Below are 21,224 nucleotides of genomic sequence, written 5' to 3' on the forward strand. Positions count from 1 at the left end.
TTGCTTAAATTTAAGAAGTTATAATGTGTTTCATTAAAAGCAAATTAATATCTTATCCTAATCAAGACAAAATACTTAAATTTACCATATTAATAATATTTTTAGGTACTATAATGCCAAAAAAGAAAATTGATTTGGAATATTGGGAGGAATTACGTGCAAATATTGAAAAAGATACTTCCAATACTAAATCTGAAATTTCTAAGGATAGATTAAATGCTTATCTTTATGAAATATTTAGAAATTACGAAAAAATACCTTATACTGAAGTATCTAATCTATTTAAAAAAATATCAGAGTATGATAAATATAAAGATATTGAGAGTTTAGATGAACTTAGATTCCCTGAAATCTTAATAGAAGCTGATCCTAATTCAGTAGAAATTCAAGAAGAAAACAAAGACTTTTTATCAGTAGATACATCTAATTACATGCGAATTGTGGAAGATAATAAGTTTATAGTCTTTATGTGGGCTATGGATGCTCTGGATTTAGTTGGAATACTTGAGACTTATTCATTATTGGCAGAAGATGATATCTCGAAATCTGTTCTGAACCCCGCGGAAGCAAAAGATAAAGAAATGAGAGAACTTTACTTATTCGTAGCAATAAAAATTTCTAAAGATAATGCAAATGCTGGTAATTATCAAAAAGCAATTGAACCACTAAAGTATCTTTTAGATGGCATACATCATTATCATTGTTTTAGCGTTTTTTATACATTATTAATCTATTCTATGCTTATAATTTTTTTATTTTTAGTGTTAACTTCAATTTTAAACATTTTTTTAGAAGATATCTATTCATATGTCCCTATAGGGCTTGTGAATACATTATTTCTTACTTTGGTTGTGTTTTCAGCATTGATTATTCTTTTAAATGATAGAGTTCAACTGAGTAGATTTATTGAACATGGGGCATTTATATTTGGAAAAATTAATAAAATTCAATATTCAATTCTGAATTTTTTCTTAACATTTTCTCTATTAATATTTGCATTATTAATTTCTATTTTTATTTATCCTTTATTTTCATCTATTTTAACTATTTCATTTTCAATTAACTTTATTTTAGGTTATATTGTGCTTTTTGTAGGAGGAGTCGTAAGTCTTATTTTTCTATCGTTTATTTTAATTGAAATGCATTTCAATTCTGAAAAATTAAAGGAAAAACCATTGAGTTACCAATTAGGACTTGGACTTTATCATTATTTTAAAGGTAGACTGGATATACAAAAATATTTAGAATTAAAAAGCAAAAGTAATAAACTTAAATTTTTAGAACTTGCAATTAAAGATTTTAGTACAGCTACAGAAGTTTATGAAAAAAGTTTTTCAAATTTCGATAAATCTAATGAGTTAGGTTTATGCCCATATTGTTTAAATTTTTATTTATGCATTAACGACTATGAAAATTTAGTTAGAACCCCCGAAAAAAATAAAATTAAAGATTTTGAAGATAAAATTAAAAAAATAAATGTTATAATGGATGAAACTGGACAAGGCTCTGAAACAATAAGTAAACTTTTAAAGAAATTGTTAAAAGCTACAAAATCATTGGAAAATCTAAGGGCAAGAAGTAAAAAATTTCCAAATCTTGATAGTATTGATCGAGCCAGAATAAATAAAGAAATAAAAGAAAATTATAGAGAGATAGATAACATAATCAAAGAAATTGACGAAGTTATTTCAAATATTGAAGGAAAAAATCTGCCAATAATAATCAAAATTATGGAAGAAAAGAGTAAAGAATTGAAAGATCTAAATATTGGAATGAAGGATCATAAAGCGAAGGGTTTTGAAGTATTCTTTTCAAAACGTGTTAATGATATCATAGGAATTATATTTTTCTTATGTGGAGTTGCTCTATTAATAGTTGGTTCTTTTTATACGTTGATTTATTCGTATATTGGTATTTTATTAACTATTATAGGTTCTATCCTCATGTCTCTTCCTAAGATTAAGAAATGGATTTATTAAATTCTTGAATCTTTTATGATGATAATTAATCTATCTAATAAGTCGGATATAATATGGTTGAACATTAAAAATTAATAATTGAATTGAATGATAATATGACTAACAAAACCGACAAATTATGTATGCCCACAACTTCTTTAAGTGATTATTCTATTGTATTAATAGAATTGTTCGAAAAAAATGATTTTGAATCATTAATCGCTTCATTAAATAAATTATATGGGTCTTATTGTGAAAATCCTCATTTTAAAATTTATGATGATCCTAACAAAACATTTGAAAACGGTTTAGGGTTTATAGGCCTGCCAGATTTGGTCAAAGAATTTATTACTTCTGATAATAAGGTATATTACAATTTTGGTGAATATATTAAAAATGTAAAAGTTGATTTTGTTCATTTGACACCCTCAATTGCTATTCTGAAATTTCATATTTTCTTAAAGGATGATTTTTCCAAAAAAATTATTGAAATTTTAGATAAAAGAAATATGCAGTATTCTAAACCCCCTAACTCTGACAATAAAATGATGAAATGGATACTACATCATAGGACAGATATGTTAAAAACTACAGGAGCGTTAATGGAATTTAAAACTAGCGTTAATGAAGATATCCTTGAATTTTTAGAGGAGTTTAATGGATTTTTTTATAAAGTATACGAAAATGATTTTTCAATCTTTCCAACCATCGATATTTTTCATTTAGATTGGCCTGATGATACAGAGGAGTTAAATGAATGGATAATGGATAATTTTGCTTTTCTAGCCAGTATAAATGCATTAACCCCCCCACATGATTTTTTTAAACATGATGATGATCTTATTTGTAATAAAGAATTAAATTTGAATGAAAAATATCAAAATTCAATTATTATTTCAAAAAATCCAAAAAATGTTATTTACAATAATGAATTTGAATTATTAGGTTTGTATAGGTGGATTAATCTGAAATTAGATGAGTTTAAAGAGCTTAATTCTATAATTGAAGATACAGTGAAAAAATTAAATGAAACTAATCTTGGAACTATGTTAAAAAAATCAATTGTTATTTCAGAAAAATTTCTGCCAGTAGAAATGTTAGAATTAGAATTTAAATATGTTCGTGTTTCTTTAGAAGACTTTGATTCTGTGTGTTGGGAAAATGTAGGTTTTTTAAGTGATATATATGAAAATATTAAAGAAAAAATAGATGAGATTAAATTTATTAAAAAAACATCTAATGAAAAAATGGATTCAATATTAAATCTTAAAAATATCCAGTTCAATGAAAATGTGCAGAATAAAATGCTTTCTTTAACTAAAGAAAATCAGACAATTCAGGAACAAATGCTCTCTTTGACTGAATATAACAAAAAAATACAAATAATGGTAATGATTTTAAGCGCATGCGTTATCATTTTTACAATAATTCAAGTTTACTTATCATATCAAACTTTGATTAACAATAATCAAACATCTCTTGTTGCGATGATTATTAGTTGGATTTAAATGCAAATTTTTCATTCTACAAAAACTGGAAATAGTAAGTTTATTTTATGGAAAAAATTTACTTATTATGTTATAAAATTAAAATATTAAATATTAATCCAAATATTAATTTTTATAAGAAGATTAATAATGACAAAAATGCCAACAAAACAGGATTATGGGCATGTAAGCGGCTATTTATCAAAATTTGGTTAAATCAGAGGGAACCTGATTTCAATAGAAAAAAATATAGATATGATTACATTGTTCTAGTTTCTATACACTAATAAACAATAACACTTATTAAGTTGTTTAAGAAACCAAAAATATTAAACAAATCTTATTTCAACCAAATTAGAGGATTCCGATCAGTTTTTCTATTTTTTCACAGATCATCCTTTAGAAAATATTCATTTCTATCCGTTAAAATTAAGTTGAGGTCCTGATTATGCCTTCACACAGACCTGATATTAGATTTGATTTTAAAAATACGCCTGTGGAATTTGATGAAAAAAATCGTTTGGTTACTTTTGTTTCAGAACCAGACCCTGAAAGATATGAATACCAAGAAAAAGACGGGAAAAAAGGATATTATGATAAATTCGATAAGATTTTTATTCCTAAAGCTTTATTTGAACAAATCCATCTAAATCTTAAAGGTAAACAGATTTTTTATTCTCCTTCCAAAATAGATAATGCTAATAAATATCTCAATGATCGAATTGAAGCGACTTTTAATTTTTTTGAAGAGGGAGTAAATAATTTCAATTTTGATAATACAGATAGTTCTAAGGACTTTTTGGTAGATTTAGATAATGTCAAAATGAATTTTGTAATATTATCAATTGATTTGAAGGGTTCTACTAAAATGAGCCAGGAATTACCAATAGAGTTAAATGCTAAGATTATTTCCTTTTTTTTAAGTGAAATGACTTTATTAATTGATAAATTTAATGGGCATATCTTAAAATATACTGGTGATGGGTTATTGGCATATTTTCCTGAACCTAATGACATAGGTAAAGTTGATAATGCCATTAACTGTGCTTATCTTATGAGAAGTGTAGTCGATCACGTGATTAATCCTTTATTAGCTGAGCATGATTATCCTTTATTATACTTTAGAATAGGTTTAGATTATGGAAAAGCAATTGTGAAAAAAATAGGGTCTACTGGAATTAAATCCTTTGGCGACATTTTTGGAGATACAGTGAATATTGCAGTTAAGATTCAAGAGTTAGCTGAAGATAATCAAATATTAGTAGGAGCCTCAGTAGCACATATGGCACATACTTATTGGAGAAAAAGATTAACTAAATTTAAGCTTCCTAAGAATTGGAAATTTAAAGATAAGGTTAGAAAAAGACCTTATCTTGTTTATTATCTTAAAGATGATTTTTAGGTGACTATGATGAATGATAGTATAGAAAACATATGGAAAACTTTTAATTCAATAAATGATTGGGTTAAATTTTCTGATACTAAAGCTACTGTAGTTTTAGCAACAAATGGAGTAATTCTCAGTATTATATTTGCCAATGTTTCTAAATTTTTGTCTTTGCTAATATTATATCCAACATTAATCTTAATTTTAGCTTCAAGTTTATTGATAGGTGTTTTTCTATCATTAATTTCAATATTTTATTCGATACGTTGTTTAATCCCTAGAACTAATCTTAAAATTGTTGATAAAAAAAATTTATTGTATTATGGAGATATATGCAAATTTGACAGCCCAAAAAAATATTCTGAATCCGCTAACAATTTATTCATGAATGAGCCTAAGCTAAAAGAACAACTTTTTTCACAAATTTTTGCCAACTCTAAGATTGCAACGATCAAATATAAAAGAGTTAAACTTGCAATAATATTTTTAGGCTTGGCCATCTTTTTTTTGATTATACCCCCTATTTTAATTTTATCTGGAATGATCTAACTAATATATGGGAGTAATATTATGAAAACACGTTTAATAGTATATGATTATGAAAAGAGCTTTGAAAGAATTGATAATATCCTTGAATCTAGTGAAAACTCTTTTGAAGAATTAGATTCAATACCATCACGTGATAAACTCACTTTTACCAATGGATTTTATGTTTACTGTTCTGCACTTTTTGTTGATATTCGTGATTCGTCGTCATTACCATCCAAACATAATCGTCCAAAATTAGCAAAGCTTTATCGCTCTTATATTTCTGAAGTGGTTGCCATAATGAATGGAAACATATTTTGCTCAGAAGTTAATGTTGTTGGAGATGGAATATTAGGTATTTTTAATACAACTACAAGATTAAGTATTGATAATGTTTTTGGTACATCTGCAGAAATATCCTCGTTAATTGATGTACTTAATTGCAAATTTAGAAAAAAATCCATATCTGAAATTGTAGTGGGTATGGGGATGTCATATGGGCGTGCTTTGATGATTAAGGCAGGTTATAAGGGTAGTGAAATAAATGATGTAATATGGATGGGTGATGTTGTTAATTATGCATATAAACTCGCTAGCTATGGTAATAGGACTTATTTAGATGGTGAAACTATGGTTTCAGAGTTTTTTTATGATAATTTAAATGATGATAATAAAAATCTTCTTAGTCTGAATCATAATCGAAGTTGTTATCATGGAAATATTATTAATATTGAAATGAATGAATGGTATAATGAAAATTGTAAGTAATATAGAGTAATTTGGGATTTTTTGAAAAGATTTTAGGTTTAATGAGTATCAAGTCTTTATATGTAAAAATAGTTCTTTAAATTAGTTTATTAAATCATTTTAGGGGCTTTTAATTGTTTTTTAAGAAGTTTCTGTTGTTCTTGGGGCTGGAAACTTTTCCCCCACTATCCTGCAAGGCAAGGTGTAAAACACCAGTGCTGTTATCATAAACTTTTACAGTTGTATCTCGACTGGATAAGTACTAATACCATTTTAATCGTATGTGTGGTTAATTCTGTTGCAGGTTGACCTGATTGTCATTTAATTGAGTTGTGGTCTGGTGCAGATGAGTATTATTGGGGTGGTTCTTCTTGAATTTAAGGCAAAATAAAACGGTGTGGAGAGCCGCCTGGAGTCTTTGTCATCGTTATTGCTATTGTAACTTCTCGTATGGCTCGTTGAGTTCGTTGTCGTTCTTGGGTGTTATAATATGAATAGAGGAGCCTATCGAGGGACCCATTCACCAGTAAAAATGTGGTGCACGGCAGATGCCTAACAAAAAACAAATTATTGGGGCTTTACAATTTTCCTACCTTAATGCCGGTGGACCTTGGCGCGCTGGCCCTTCGGGCCTTGGCGCGGTGGTCGGGGGCGGTGGGGTAGAAAAATCGCTGCCGGTTGAATCTGTTTTATGATGGCCTGGCCAGCCTTGATTTTCCTGGCGAAGCTTACCCACGAGCGCTATCCAGATTTATTTAAGTAAAAAAAGAGCTGTAATCAGGACTCCGTACGGCAGATTTTCGTTTTGAATTGTGTCTTTCTTTGCCTTGCAATTTTCCTACCTTGGGGCCGGGTTGACCTTAGCGCGCTGGCCTAGCGGCCTTGGTGCGGTGGTGTATCTGCCGGATGAGTTAGGAAAATTGCTGCCCAAGCAGACTACGTCGTTATACTGATGTATATAACGAAACGGGTGATGGTTTGGCATCTGAAAAATCGACCCGGCGGTATGGGAGCTTACTACCCTTGATTCACGACCTATGCACCTTTAGCGCGCTGGCCTAGCGGCCTTGGCGCGGTGGTGTGGGTCAGTCCCATGGTAGATAAACTCCAGACGCCTGGGGCACGATTTTTCATGATGCTTAGTCCGGTCGTATCGTTATATTACACAGTATACGAAGTATACCCAATCATCAATTTTCAGAAATAGTTACCATCCACATAATGTCGGTTAGGTTATCCAATATATTGAATTAATTCAATGAATCAGAATTAAGTTCCAATCTTTGCGGCGTCGTTCAAACTTTTGAGAAGTTTAATGACAGAATAAGCCGCTAAAATGCTTGTTTTTGGGTTGGTTGTGCAATTTCTGTTTTTGGTGGTGGTTTTAAACTCACCAAAATCGCCAGTTACACGAACCTCATGGATATTATGTTCAACTGTGGGGTCGGCTATGATCTTCACATGTGCCTCTTTACCACAAGCAATACTTAAAACCCCAGCCACATTCATATTCATAGGGAACTTACGCACAGCAGCACTAGCCTTACCCTCATACAATATTGTTTCTTTATTTACCGAAATTCCCAGTGATTCCGGTGATTTCCGGGTAACCAGACTCACTTTGCTGATTTCGCCCATTGAAGCTGCTTTAAGACCATCTAAACCAACAATAGCACCTGAAGGGGTGTATATCCTGGAATTAGTTATTAAAGCTATTTCTTCCAGCCGATTTTTAAGTTCCGAATCCAATAGGGTGCCCACACTCATAACAACAATATCTTTACCTTCTTCAAGGATTTTAGGAGCAAGTTCTACCACTGCCTGAGGAGATGCTGCTTCAACTACCAAATCCACCTGATCCAACATGTCTTCTACACTGGATGTGGCAGTTCCCCCTACTTTAGATGCCATACTTTCTGCTTTCTTCAAGTCCTGATCATAAAAGCATCTTAGATCAACATCCAAGTCTTCTTTTAAAGCAAAATCTGTTATAATGTTTGTTATAGCCCCGCACCCTAAGATCCCTACCTTCATATTACCATTTACATCATGAATAACAGAGTTGTTAGAATTAGATATATCATTATGATTAGATCTTCCATGTACGTCTTCTTCTGTTTCTAATAGATTTTTTATATATTCCTGCAATTCAATTTCATTCATTTCAATACAACCCAGGGAGAACTGATTTTCGCGAAATCTCCTCATTCATTTCAACTATGCTTCTTGTGTTGTTTAACACATTTTTGAGGTATAGTTAGGGCATCAAGAGGTGAGGAGCGAAAAATGAGAGATGCCCTACACTATTTAACACACATCCTATTTTAAGGGATTCAATCTAAATTTTATTTGCCCAGACCAGTGATTCTTATTCCTCCAAATTGGGTTTTGTTCCTTATGTTTAAACCAATTAGAAGTGGGGTTATTTTTTCAATGATCTTTGCTCTTTCCAGTGGTCCACAATCGATGACATTGACTCCAGGAATTTTTTCAATTAATTCGGTAGCAACAGCTTTTGAATCAACATCGTCACCAGAGATAAGGCAGTCACAGTCAATTGGTTCTTTAAAGTTCATTAAGGCTGCAGAACTGATGTTGTTAAAGGCACATACTACGTAGGTGTCTTTTAAGATTTTGGCTGATCTTTCGGCTGCTGCCCCGTCCCAGAGGTCCAGGTAGGTTATGGGTGAACCACCTATAGCGGATTCTAGGGGTCCGGTAGCGTCTAATAATATTTTACCTTTTGATCCTTCTTTAATGGAGAGTAGTGTGGATTTTTGAGCGGCTAAAGGTACGGTTAAAACCAGCAGTTCAGCTTCTTTGGCAGCATCAGCATTTTCAGCAGCTTTAACATTATTTACATCGCCCAAAAGATCTTTCAATTTGTCAACAGCTGCTTTAGCTTTTTTCATGGTTCTTGAACCTATTATAACATCTTCTCCAGCCTGCACAAAACGTACGGCTATTCCCAGTCCTTGTCCACCTGTTCCACCAATAATTGCAACTTTCATCTATTAAAACCTCCTTAATGTAATTTTGTTAAGAAATAACAGTTAAATAAAAAAGGGTGTAATTATATCCTACTCATTACACTACTGTAAGTCCCCCATCAATCAGCAACATCGTGCCAGTGCAGTATGATGCATCATCACTTGCAAGGAACAGCACACCTTGTGAGATTTCCCTAGGTTTAGCTAGTCTTTGCATAGGAATAGTAGAAATCACTTCTTCAACAGATCCATCGTCGGGAATTATTTCTGTCTGGGTCATCCCCGGGAGAACTGCATTGAATCTAATTCCCTGGGTTGCATATTCTGCTGCTAGAGCCTTTGTCATCTGTTTTACCGCACCTTTTGCTGCATGGTATCCGGAAAACAGTGGAGTTCCAATTTCTGCTGCAACTGAAGCCATACTTATTATGGAACCTTTACCATTTTTCAGCATGTGAGGGATTACTATTTTATTTAAGACAAAATGGCTTTTAATATCCACATCAAACAAGTAATCAAGATCCCTCTCCATGTCCATTTCATGACAATAACATGGTTTTTGAGTAATGCCTGCGTTGTTGAATAAAATATCGATTTGTCCATAGGTATCCAGTGTTGTTTGCACAAGATTTTTGAGATCTTCTTCATCAGTAACATCGGTTCGGACAAATTTGGCGTCAAATCCTTTTTTCTTTAGATCTTCTTCAAATTGTTTACCCATTTCTTCACGTCTTGCCCCAAAAACAACTTTTGCTCCTTCTTCTGCAAATAATTCAGTAGTTGCCCTCCCGATTCCTGATGTTGCACCAGTTATGATGGCAACTTTTCCATCCAATTTTTCACAACTCATTTTTTTACCTTCTACTCCTTTTCCCCTTTCAACAAACCTAACATTATTATAATATTAGTATTAAGCAGAATGTTGCTGCTTCGAACTTATATAATATAAATAACTATGTTAGATCCCTCTATTTTTTCTTTAGAATTATTTCCAAGGGTATTCATTAATATGGATTAATAATTTATAAACAAGTAAGTTAATTATTCAGTACAATGACCTAAAAAAAGATCAAAGGCCTAAAAAAAGAACAGAGACCTGAATTCGTATGTTGCATAAGTTAGTGGTTATCAGTTAACCACATAAAAATTAGAATTTTAAAAAAATAAAATGCAGATTTTATAATAAAACCTCAAAAAAGGAAAAATAGAAGAATATCTATCACACGGCGGTAAGTCCTCCATCAATCACCAGCATCGTGCCGGTGCAGTATGATGCATCATCACTTGCAAGGAATAACACTCCTTGTGCGATTTCATCAACTGTGCCGAGTCTTTTCATAGGAATAGTTGAAATTATTTCTTTAATGGCATCGCCTTCAGGAAGTAGATCAGTCTGGACCGTCCCTGGGAAAACAGAATTGAATCTAATTCCCTGGGTTGCATATTCTGCTGCTAAAGATTTTGTCATCTGTTTTATCCCACCTTTTACCGCAGCATATGTAGAACACATTGGAACTCCAATTTCTGCTGCAACTGAAGCCGTGTTTACTACGGAACCTTTACCGTTTTTAAGCATATGGGGGATTACTAGTTTAGTTAAGACAAAATAACTTCTAAGATTCACATCAAACAAAAAATCGTAATCCTTTTCCATGTCCATCTCATGACAGGGAATTGGTGGGCGTGAAATACCTGCATTGTTATATAAAATATCGATTTGTCCATAGGTATCCAATGTTGTTTGCACAAGATTTTTGAGATCTTCTTCCTTAGCAACATCGGTTCGGACAAATTTGGCGTCAAATCCTTTTTTCTTTAGATCTTCTTCAAATTGTTTACCCATTTCTTCACGTCTTGCCCCAAAAACAACTTTTGCTCCTTCTTCTGCAAATAATTCCGTAGTTGCCCTCCCGATTCCTGATGTTGCACCAGTTATGATGGCAACTTTTCCATCCAATTTTTCACAACTCATTTTTTTACCTTCTACTCCTTTTCCCCTTTCAACAAATCTAACATTATTTAAATAGTATATTAAGCAGAATGTTGCTGCTTCTAACTCATATAATATAAATAACTATGTTAAATGTCTCTATTTTTTCTTTAGAATTATTTCCAAGGGTATTCATTAATATGGATTAATAATTTATAAACAAATAAGTTGATTATTCAGTACAAGTCCCTAAAATTACAACAAAGGACTAAAATTACAACAAATCCCTAAAATTACAACAAATGACTAAAAATAGTACAAATCCCTAAAAATAGTACAAAGGACTAAAAATAGAACAAAGGACTAAAATCTCATACTACATAATTACATATGATATTGATTTCAATGGTTATTTAATAATAATGAGCGAATAATCATTAATAACACTTATATTCCATATGGTGTGCAAAGATTTATGTAGTTGATTGTGTAAACCAAATCGTGTATAAAGGATGCATGAAGGGTCGAAACTTAACTTGTGAGTTGTTTATTCCGAAATATGAATGGTTTCAAATGTTCTCAGAGCATAAGGTGGTCTGATGATGTTTATTGTCCTGTTTATAAGTCCTTTGGGGAGTATAACAGGAATTACCATTGGGTGAAATGTTCTATGTAACAAAATATTATCAAAAGGGATATCATGGAAGATTTGCAGTATGAGTATGACATGTCTGCTTTAGTATTAGGACAAAATTTAATTAGTGGTAAATGGACAATTTTTATTTTGTGGTCTTTAAGTAAAGGTAAAAAACGATTTAAGGAGTTACATAACTTTTTAAGGCATACTTCAAGAAGCATGCTCACCAAACAACTTCAAGAGTTGGAACATAATGGGTTAATACAAAGAGATGTATATGGCGAAGTCCCTGTTAGAGTAGAATATTCCTTAACAGAAATTGGCGAAAAATTAATCCCTGTTTTATACGCTTTAAGTGATTGGTCAAAGGAATATGTTACCTATTTCAAAGAAGATGGAATGTCTGATGTTGATTTCCTTAGAGAAGCATTCATAAAGGATAAATACAAATATTATAAGGATTATCCCAGCGTATAAATGGTTTATTATAAGAACAATATTCTTTCAGCAGGGGGTTATCTAAGCTTACATTAAGACTTGTTTGGAAAAACAAGAATTAAGATCACAATAGCTTCTTTTTACTTATTCTAAATCTATGTTCAATGAAAAGGTTTTCATAATTTGAAGACCCCTGCTTTAAAAAAACTGTATCTGTCCGATATGTCCGTTATATGTCCGTTATATGGCACATGTTCCATATCATGAAAGTTCATATCTTCTTCCTTTTTTCTCTCCAATAGCTATAATGAGTTTTTTATCCACTAAATCAGCCAAATAGCGTCTGAGGGTTCTTTCATTTATTCCAGGGGAGATACGTGCAAAATCTGACATGGCTAAAGAGCCATGTTCTTTCATATAAAACACTGCCTGTATCTGGCTACGATTAAGGCCCAGTGTTTCTAAATATTCTCTATCATACACATTTTTCATCATGTATACAGAAAAACCGGCAAATTCTTCTTGAAAATCAGGTTCAGGGAGACCTGCGTCTTTTAAAGATTTCATCATCTGACGTATACCTGATCCATGAACTTCAACCAGCCCTGCCTTGAAAAACACCTCGGCAATTAATGGATTTCGGGTAGAAGATGGATGGGGATCCTGGAGTTTTTCAATGGTCATCCCACCAAACAGTTCTCCAGGGTTAAAAAACCAGATCTTGTCATCAAAAATCTTGATCTGGGTCTGAATCCCGTACTTGAAATAATCCCGGTGAACTATGGAATTTATAAGAGCTTCACGTATGGCTTCAAGAGGATAATCCCAAATCTCATCACGAGTTAATTTACCTTTTATCTCAAATTTCACGTTCAAAGAATTTTTAATGGCTTCTTCAGCTTCTTCTACTTGATGGAATAAATTACCGGTAATTCGTCTGTCGGAAACACTGATATCATTGGTGAATTTTAGCACCCTAACCAGTGCATTGGTGAAATATTTCTGCGGATCCTTACCGAAAAGAATTACAGCGGCATTGGTGAGTTTACCCTTAACCAGAAGGTTCATCTTACCTAATATTTCAGGCACGTCCTCGGTTTCATCGGCAATCAGCCTGCCTTTACCCACAGCTTTTCTAATGAATCTGCGAACAGATTCCTCATCAATCTCATCCATGTTGTAATCATTGGTCAGACCATCCCAGTTACTTCCCCTTGAAAAGAAATCTCCTAATTCATCCTTTGATATTCTGGTGGTAGTGCTCCCCACCCTCTTATAATATTTTCCATGGTAAGAGATGGGATTGGGACTTTTAGCAACTTCTATCCTCAAAATAGTCTTTCCTTCCCAATTGAAACCGGAAACCGAAGGTTGAATTCCCATTTTATCAGTTATTTTACTGGTGATTATCTGGATTAAATCTTCACCACATCCAAAACCAACAACATCCCCGCTATCAGATACACCACAAAACAAACTACCTCCATCAGTGTTGGAAAATGCAGATACTGTTTTAAATCCCTTTTCTTCCATAGATTGCATAAATTCTACTGTGGTTCCTTCACCTTCTTCTAGAACTCTGGAAAAATTCATCTTAAATCTCCAATTACTTAATAATCCAATTTCGGCTACTTTATTTATTTTGTTTACAATTTCAAGCTACATTTTTTATTTTTTTAACAATTCTGGGCTATTTATTATATTCTTTTAAGATTAATATACCTCTCTTTTTGGTAATCATCCACATAACATTAAGAGAGAAAAGCTGCACATCAAATTTAAATGTTATGGGATGTACCTATTATTAGGTGAATAATGTGCGATGTCCAAAATGTGGGGTTGAATATCCAGAAAATGGTGACCGATGCATAAATTGTGGTAATCCCATAAATGAAAACTCAAAAAATGACATTCAGGAAAATAATGTAAATAATGAGCCTGAAATCAAAAAATCATACATGTCCGCAAAACTACTGGGACTTATTGGAATAATATTCTTTCCCCCATTAGCAGTGGTCTCTGGCCTCTACCTGGTAACTAGGAAGGAAAAAAATGCAAAGTACTGGGGAATCGCCTTTTTGATAATTGGGCTGGTTCTATGGATCGGTGGCATGATAATGATCTACACCATGGGATATGATAAGTTCATGGCAACCTACAACTTAACCAACTACTCTGCTGATTTAACTAATTATGGGTTTAAATTTTAATACCTCCCTTTCAAGTTGTTTTTAGGCAACACAACATAGTGGCTCAACAGTTTTTATTAACAAATTAATTGTGTCACCATCATTTGATAGGGAATCTACCTAAAAAAGTAAGAGAATAGTTATATTAAATTGTATTTGACAAACTATAAACAAGTTCAAAATATGATTAACCAAGTTTAAAACGTTATCACATGACATATGGCTAAATTGGAGTAATTAAAATGGATAAAATTGTACTAGGTCTCCCAAAAGGGAGTTTAAACAATGTAAACCGAGGGAATACTTACCAATTATTCGTTGACGCAGGGTACGAGGTTCGAGGATACGAACCTGGTAAAGAAGAAAATGAAATAACCATACTAAATGACCCTGAAATAAAAGGATTCCTCACCAGACCACAGAGTGCCCCAGTGGAACTCAACAGACAAATACTGGATCTGGCAATAATAGGAGAAGACTGGGTGAGGGAAGAATCCGTGAATTTAGATGAAGAATTAATCCAAAAGGTAGGCGACCTTGATTATGGCCAGACCAGGCTCATTGTAGCCGTACCCAACGATGACCCTTATGAATCATTAACCGAGTTCTTCAGACTAAACAAAGACAGAAACAACCCCATACTATGCTTCACAGAATACCCTAACCTGACCCGCCAGTTTTTCATGGAAAATGAAGGTTATCAGGAAATTTTCGGTGATAAAAAACCCCTGGTTCAGGTTCGAGGTCTCTGGGATGGGGACAATGAAATGGTTCAGGTTATCAATTCAGATGGTGCTACAGAGGTGTACATAGCCAAAGGAGCAGATCTGGTGGTTGACAACACCCAAACTGGAAGCAGCCTTAAAAAAGCAGGATTGAAAATCCTGGAAACCATAATGGAATCCAGTGCAGGGTTATATGCCGGGCCCAGTTGCACACCAGAAAAGGCAGAAAAAGCAAAAATAATATTCGAACAATTATTCGGAGCCATCGAAGCCAGAAAATACTTTGATGTTAAGTTCAACATAGCCAACCACCGCATGGATGAAGTTAAAGACTTCTTACACTCCAATGAGTACTGTTCTGATGAGCCCACCACAGTAAAGGGAAACACATTCTCCCAGGTTAATGTTCTCATTCCAAAAAATAAATTTCCAGAAATGTTAAAAGGAATCAAAAGCTTCGGAGCTTCAGCAATTGTCCGAGAAAATGTTAAACAGTATGTGAAATAAGGTCATAATAATTTTTCAAGGGAGTTCTTGATATAAAAATTGGTAAATTATGTAAAGATGGTGTTTTCCATGGAACAATTCTTAATCACACCTGCAATGGGTAAAAGATTAATAGCCAAGGCCTTAGCCAATTATGAGCCTGTTAAAGAAATCTTTAAATCAGGGACCCTTGTCATTATTGCAGGAACAACCAATGGTTATGTGGCTGAGGAGATCCTATCACATCTGGGTCAAGTAGAAGGATTTTCTAGGAAAAGATTCTTCCGGGGTGTTGTACTCCCACCATCACAACCACGAACCGAAGATGGACGCCTACCTGATGAAACTGGGTTTCCTGGGGACGTGGTCATAGTTAATGGCAAATGGAAGAAAGGTTTAACTATATTTGACGTGGTTGATGATCTCAAAGAGGGAGACATCATTTTTAAAGGTGCCAATGCCCTTGATGTTAATAAAAGAAAGGCAGCTATTTACATTGGCCATCCGCAAGGTGGAACCATTCTGGCATCACTTGAAGCAGTTGTCGGTCGGCGAACCCGCCTTATCCTGCCGGTGGGTCTGGAAAAAAGAGTTAACACGGATTTGGATGAACTGGCACTGAAAATAAATTCTCCCGGTGCACAGGGCCCTCGCCTACTACCGGTTTTGGGCGAAGTTTTTACAGAAATCGAAGCTATTTCCAGTTTAACTGGTGTTACTGTCCAGATGGTAGCTGCAGGTGGAGTTGCCGGGGCAGAAGGTTCCATATGGCTCCTTGTTAATGGTAAACCCCAAGAAATTGAAGATGCACACAAACTAATAACATCAGTTTCAGAAGAACCGGAATTTTCAATATAATCCATTTAATCCATATAAAAAAGATCAAAAGCAAAAAAAACTGTTTAATATTTATCAGCTAACAGTTCTATCTCTTTTTTCGGATCTAACTTTTCAATCAATGACAATTCTTCTTCTTTAACTGCAATATATGCCTGGGAAAGTTCAATTCCCAAAGCATCCATGAGAACCTCATCTTCTTTTAAATTGTTAAGAGCTTCTTCTAGGGTGGTAGGAAGTGGTTTTATTGCAATTTTATCCCTTTCTGCTGGTGTTAAAGTGGCAGGATCATTCATGACAGGTTCAGGCAATTCCATCATTTTTTTGATACCATCTAACCCTGCTGCAATAACAGCACCAAGTGCCAGGTAGGGATTGGATGATGCATCAACTGTTTTAAATTCAAAATGCTTAATTGCACTATCCTCTTCTCGGATAACTCTTATAGCAGCCTCACGATTATTTAAACCCCATGAATTAAAGGCCCCAACCCACTTTTGGGGTTGTATCCTCCGATAAGATCTGGGTATGGGTGTGGTAATGGCCATCAATGAAGGCAAATGATTTAAAATTCCGGCAATGAACTGTTGAGCCGTTCCTGAAAGACTGTAATCATTTTCAGAATCCTGTAAAACGTTTTTACCATTTTTCCAAAGACTTAAATGAATATGACATCCACTTCCCGCAGTATCTGGAAATATCTTAGGTAAAAAAGATGCCTGCAATTCGTGTTTATGTGCAACTGCCCTAACTGTTTCTCTAAATATAATCTGGTTATCAGCAGCTTTTAATGCATCCGCATAGTTCACGGTTATTTCATGCTGACCCGGACCAGACTCAGGATAGTACTGTTCAACACCCACATCCTGGGAAATTAATGATTTTACCATATCCCCAATCACCTCATAATTAATGTCCATGGAATAGGTTGAGGCAAATGGTGTTGAATCTGAGGAGATGTAAGGATTAAACTCCCCATCCTTTTTCAAAAGGTAAAATTCATTTTCAAAGGCAGCTTTAACTTCCAAACCCTCCTCAAGAGTATCAGAAATCATTTTTTTCAGGAATCCACGCGGACAATTCTCCCAAACCTTTCCATTTTTAGTCATATCTCCCATAACCCTGGCATGGCCCGGTGCATAGGGTATAATGGTTAAAGTGGACATGTCCCCTTTTAATGTTATTTCTCCCACAGGATCCAGCCCGGATCCTGCAACCACACCATCGTATACACCTGGAACCCCCTGCTGGCCGCGGGAGATACCTACTGAAACATTGTTATCTTTTATAGCATCAACATGAACTGCCTTAGCTCGGATGATATTAGCGTTATCACACCATAATACGCGTATGAACTGGGTTTTAGAGTTATCCATGTTTTTTATTTCATTCATGAGGTCACCTTTGATTAGATTATTATTTATCATCATATATTAAATTTTTAGATAATGAAAAACATGCCTAAAAATAATATGTCATTCAAATATGGTTTTTAAATCATTTTTTTAAAATAATTTTCATATGGAGAAATATTTTCTCATCTAAATATTTTTCCATCTATTTAGTGAAAAAATTCCAACATAATAATATCTCCTAAAAAATGAGTTAAAAAACCCCAAAAAAATGAAATGGGGGATAATTCTCAACTACGTTTAGGTAGTATCAGTCCGGCAAATACCATAAATACTGCCAATAATAAGGCCGCAAACGGCATTCCTGTTTTTTGCATACCAACGGTTTTTTGGACGTTCTGAGCGTTAACACTTGTTTTACTAGAATTCTGGGGGATAATAGTCACGTTACTGGTGTGAGGATACAGTTCAGGGTCCCATGTCAGTGATGTAAGGGTAGCTTTGTTTTCAATGGCGCCTGAACTTTCCACAGTGAATCTTAAAACCAGATGAGCTACGGTATCAGCTGGTAAATTTGGAATATTCCACACTCCATTGTCATAGTTTCCATAGTCCACAGAATCCACACCCACAAATTTCAGACCAGTCAGAGGCAGTACTTCAGTTACTTTCACAGATGTAGCTGCATTGGGGCCATGATTCTGCACAATCAAGGTATACAGAATTGTGTCATGAACTTTAGGACGATTATTGTTCACGGATTTGGTTAACTCTAAAGCAGCAGCATCGGGTGTGTTGAGTGTTAAGTTGGTTGTGTTGAAAGTTTGATAGTCGGGGGTTGTTTGTGCGGTTACGTTTGCCCAGTTGGTGATGGTTCCGGTGGTGGTTATGTTGACTGTGATGTTGAGGTTAGCGTCTGTTCCTCCATTGGTTAGGGTTCCTATGTTCCATATGCCTGTTGTTGGGTTGTATGTGGTGGTTCCGGATGCTGTGTGTGTAATGTAGGTTAATCCGGATGGTAGTATGTCTGTGACTTGTACTCCTTCTGCATTGGAGGGTCCGTTGTTGTGTGCGGTTATGAGGAAGGTTACCAGATCCCAATAATTGGGTGTTGTCGTAGTTGCGGTTTTGGTCAGGGTCACATGTGCAGCGTCAGGAACTGTTATCTGTGCGGTGGCACTGGCTAGTGGTCCGGGGTGGTAGATGTCTTGTTCAGTTACGTTGGCTGTATTGTTGATGAGTCCGGTTTGAGTGACTGTACCAATAATACCTATCCATACTTTTCTACCTTGACCAAACCCGATATACTGCTGTGAGAATGGAGTGTTGTAATGGTGCCATGTTGTGGTGTCCGGACTGAAGCCTACCCAATATTCATTTCCTATGGTAAATCCAGACGGATTGTCTTTTACACATATAGTGGTTGCGTTGGGTCCTTTGTTTTCGCATGTGACTATGGCGTAGATTGTGTCTAGGTAGTTTGCTGTGGTGATGGCTGGTCCGTCGAGAGTGGCTCTGAATTCTTTGGTCATTTCAATTACTGCTGCATCGGGTACATTTATTTGTGCGGTGGCACTGGCTAGTGGTCCGGGGTGGTAGGTGTCTTGTTTGGTTACGTTGGCTGTGTTGTTGATGAGTCCAGTCTGATTGACAGTGCCAATTAAGCCTATCCATATTTTGTCTCCAGGACTAATGAAGGTATATGCATTGGTGAATTTAGAGTTGACATGGAACCAGGTTGTGGTATCAGGATTGTAACCTATCCAGTATTCATCTCCAAGGTTGAATCCAGATGGAGTGTCAATTACCTGTACAGTAGTGGCATCAGGTCCTTTGTTTTCATAGGTAAATATGGTGTAGATCGTGTCTAGGTAGTTTGCTGTGGTGATGGCTGGTCCGTCGAGAGTGGCTCTGAATTCTTTGGTCATTTCAATTACAGCTGCTTCAGGTGTGTTGAGTGTTAAGTTGGTTGTGTTGAAAGTTTGATAGTCGGGGGTTGTTTGTGCGGTTACGTTTGCCCAGTTGGTGATGGTTCCGGTGGTGGTTATGTTGACTGTGATGTTGAGGTTAGCGTCTGTTCCTCCATTGGTTAGGGTTCCTATGTTCCATATGCCTGTTGTTGGGTTGTAAATGGTGGTTCCGGATGATGTACTGTCAACGTAGGTTATTCCGGCTGGTAATATGTCTGTGACTTGTACTCCTTCTGCATCGTTGGGTCCGTTGTTGTGTGCGGTTATGAGGAAGGTTACCAGATCCCAATAATTGGGTGTTGTCGTAGTTGCGGTTTTGGTCAGGGTCACATGTGCAGTTGCCGATGCGATCACAATATCACAAGGAGTCTGTGCAGTATTTGAAGTAGTATGTACATTAGCTGAATCCAGAGTTGCATTAAGATGGGATGTTCCCGCACTGTTTGCAGTGAAAATTGTGGATGCGTTCCCATTTAAAGTATATGCTGGGTTCATGTTAAGTGTTCCCAGTGGAGAGCCCGTGAAGATGAAGTTTATTTGGATTCCATCCTTAACATGGCCTAAAGATGAAATATCGCTATAGCTTGTTCCGTTGAAGTTATGGTTAAGATCTGCGGTAATTGTGGAGGTCTGGCCATTATTTATTGAATAAGGATCTGCAGTGATGCCCAACACTAACCAGTTTGTGTAGATAACGATTCCCTCTACTCCACTTGGACCAGTATTAGTTCCCCACCAATTATTATTTGCATATAGTATGGTTGATGGGTTCCAATCTATCTGAAGTATATGATTTCCTACTATCTGATTCAGATAAAGATTATTGTTTTCGTCAGGTGCAGTTGTGGAAGTAATTCCTCCTCCGTTAGAAGCGTCATTTAAATTGTTATTTTTGATGATGTTGCTGTAAATATTGTTATATTTTGAATTAGATACCAGACGGATTCCGTGATTATAATTATCAGATATGTTGTTGTCATATATCTGGTTATAACTTGACCATATCCACATTCCCGCCCAGTTGTTTAGCATGGTGTTATGAAGAATAATACAATTGTTAGCATCTGTACCTAAATAAACACCTGCACTTGAAGATTGTGTGGCACCGGATAGGATAAAACCTTGAATGGTAGAACCACTACCTCCTGAGTAAATATGGAAACAGGAACCCGTGCTGCCAGCATTGATGGTTACTGATCCATTGGCTTTAATAGTGAGATTCTTGGTAACATTAACATTCTCGTTATAAGTACCAGTGTTAACTGTGATATTATCACCATCACTTGCACCATCAACCACATCTTGAATATTATCCCCAGGATTAACTGTATGGTTCGTTGCAGAAACTGTATTACATGTTAGAATAGCAAGCATCAAAAAACCAAGAAAAATTATTAGTTTTCGAATTTTTTTCACCCCCTTTATGCCTGATAAATTTTTAGTCGTCGGACCTGTTTTGTTGTTAGTAACTAATAAATCTATCTAAAAACAAATTAAAGATGAAAAAACCAAATCAACCGTTGGAAAAAATTTATTCATCAGTATTTTAAATTGATCTGTTAA

At 34.9% G+C, this 21,224-nt stretch carries 16 protein-coding genes; 9 read left to right on the plus strand and 7 right to left on the minus strand.

Annotated features, from left to right (window positions below):
* Nucleotides 1–113: 113 nt before the first annotated feature.
* The 5 genes from J2743_RS02670 (at nt 114) to J2743_RS02690 (ending at nt 6,128) form a co-directional block, all read left to right on the plus strand.
* On the plus strand, nt 114–1,979 hold the full coding sequence (locus J2743_RS02670; protein ID WP_209625013.1) for a hypothetical protein: 1,866 nt from the start codon (nt 114–116) through the stop codon (nt 1,977–1,979).
* Between the two features lie 95 nt (nt 1,980–2,074).
* Nucleotides 2,075–3,466 (plus strand): hypothetical protein, encoded by a 1,392-nt coding sequence (locus tag J2743_RS02675; RefSeq protein WP_209625014.1) that lies wholly within the window; start codon nt 2,075–2,077, stop codon nt 3,464–3,466.
* A 427-nt stretch (nt 3,467–3,893) separates the two neighbouring features.
* Nucleotides 3,894–4,847: an adenylate/guanylate cyclase domain-containing protein gene (locus J2743_RS02680; protein ID WP_209625015.1), complete on the plus strand. Its 954-nt coding sequence runs from the start codon at nt 3,894–3,896 to the stop codon at nt 4,845–4,847.
* Nucleotides 4,848–4,856: 9 nt separating this feature from the next.
* Complete coding sequence (locus J2743_RS02685) at nt 4,857–5,381, plus strand: Pycsar system effector family protein (RefSeq protein ID WP_209625016.1); 525 nt, start codon at nt 4,857–4,859, stop codon at nt 5,379–5,381.
* A 21-nt stretch (nt 5,382–5,402) separates the two neighbouring features.
* Complete coding sequence (locus tag J2743_RS02690) at nt 5,403–6,128, plus strand: adenylate/guanylate cyclase domain-containing protein (protein ID WP_209625017.1); 726 nt, start codon at nt 5,403–5,405, stop codon at nt 6,126–6,128.
* Between the two features lie 1,248 nt (nt 6,129–7,376).
* On the opposite strand, the gene J2743_RS02695 is transcribed toward J2743_RS02690, so the two are convergent.
* From J2743_RS02695 to J2743_RS02710, 4 genes are all read right to left on the minus strand, one after another.
* Nucleotides 7,377–8,141: an aspartate dehydrogenase gene (locus tag J2743_RS02695; protein WP_209625118.1), complete on the minus strand. Its 765-nt coding sequence runs from the start codon at nt 8,139–8,141 to the stop codon at nt 7,377–7,379.
* Nucleotides 8,142–8,452: 311 nt separating this feature from the next.
* The gene (gene npdG, locus J2743_RS02700) at nt 8,453–9,118 is read right to left on the minus strand and encodes an NADPH-dependent F420 reductase (RefSeq protein ID WP_209625018.1); all 666 of its coding nucleotides are present in this window, start codon (nt 9,116–9,118) and stop codon (nt 8,453–8,455) included.
* A 76-nt stretch (nt 9,119–9,194) separates the two neighbouring features.
* Nucleotides 9,195–9,947, minus strand: coding sequence for an SDR family NAD(P)-dependent oxidoreductase (locus J2743_RS02705; RefSeq protein WP_209625019.1), 753 nt, complete (start codon nt 9,945–9,947; stop codon nt 9,195–9,197).
* Between the two features lie 369 nt (nt 9,948–10,316).
* Nucleotides 10,317–11,069: an SDR family NAD(P)-dependent oxidoreductase gene (locus J2743_RS02710; RefSeq protein WP_209625020.1), complete on the minus strand. Its 753-nt coding sequence runs from the start codon at nt 11,067–11,069 to the stop codon at nt 10,317–10,319.
* Nucleotides 11,070–11,727: 658 nt separating this feature from the next.
* Here J2743_RS02710 and J2743_RS02715 point away from each other — a divergent pair.
* Nucleotides 11,728–12,141: a winged helix-turn-helix transcriptional regulator gene (locus J2743_RS02715; protein ID WP_245247969.1), complete on the plus strand. Its 414-nt coding sequence runs from the start codon at nt 11,728–11,730 to the stop codon at nt 12,139–12,141.
* A gap of 222 nt (nt 12,142–12,363) precedes the next feature.
* Here the strand turns inward: J2743_RS02715 and J2743_RS02720 are convergent, their stop codons facing one another.
* A complete protein-coding gene (locus J2743_RS02720) occupies nt 12,364–13,695 on the minus strand; it encodes an ATP-binding protein (RefSeq protein WP_209625021.1) in 1,332 nt (443 codons plus the stop codon).
* Nucleotides 13,696–13,919: 224 nt separating this feature from the next.
* On the opposite strand from J2743_RS02720, the gene J2743_RS02725 reads away from it, so the two are divergent.
* The 3 genes from J2743_RS02725 to J2743_RS02735 all read left to right on the plus strand — a co-directional run bounded on the left by J2743_RS02725 (nt 13,920) and on the right by J2743_RS02735 (nt 16,360).
* The gene (locus J2743_RS02725; protein WP_209625022.1) at nt 13,920–14,312 is read left to right on the plus strand and encodes a hypothetical protein; all 393 of its coding nucleotides are present in this window, start codon (nt 13,920–13,922) and stop codon (nt 14,310–14,312) included.
* A 221-nt stretch (nt 14,313–14,533) separates the two neighbouring features.
* The gene (gene hisG, locus J2743_RS02730; RefSeq protein ID WP_209625023.1) at nt 14,534–15,523 is read left to right on the plus strand and encodes an ATP phosphoribosyltransferase; all 990 of its coding nucleotides are present in this window, start codon (nt 14,534–14,536) and stop codon (nt 15,521–15,523) included.
* A gap of 69 nt (nt 15,524–15,592) precedes the next feature.
* Nucleotides 15,593–16,360, plus strand: coding sequence for a hypothetical protein (locus J2743_RS02735; RefSeq protein WP_209625024.1), 768 nt, complete (start codon nt 15,593–15,595; stop codon nt 16,358–16,360).
* Between the two features lie 44 nt (nt 16,361–16,404).
* Here J2743_RS02735 and J2743_RS02740 read toward each other — a convergent pair whose 3' ends face one another.
* Together J2743_RS02740 and J2743_RS02745 are read right to left on the minus strand one after the other, a co-directional pair.
* Nucleotides 16,405–17,733, minus strand: coding sequence for a glutamine synthetase family protein (locus tag J2743_RS02740; protein ID WP_209625025.1), 1,329 nt, complete (start codon nt 17,731–17,733; stop codon nt 16,405–16,407).
* A gap of 248 nt (nt 17,734–17,981) precedes the next feature.
* Nucleotides 17,982–21,035, minus strand: a complete 3,054-nt coding sequence (locus tag J2743_RS02745; RefSeq protein ID WP_209625026.1) for a DUF11 domain-containing protein — start codon at nt 21,033–21,035, stop codon at nt 17,982–17,984.
* Nucleotides 21,036–21,224: the final 189 nt, after the last annotated feature.

This window comes from Methanobacterium petrolearium (genome assembly GCF_017873625.1).
Classification (GTDB): Archaea; Methanobacteriota; Methanobacteria; order Methanobacteriales; family Methanobacteriaceae; genus Methanobacterium; species Methanobacterium petrolearium.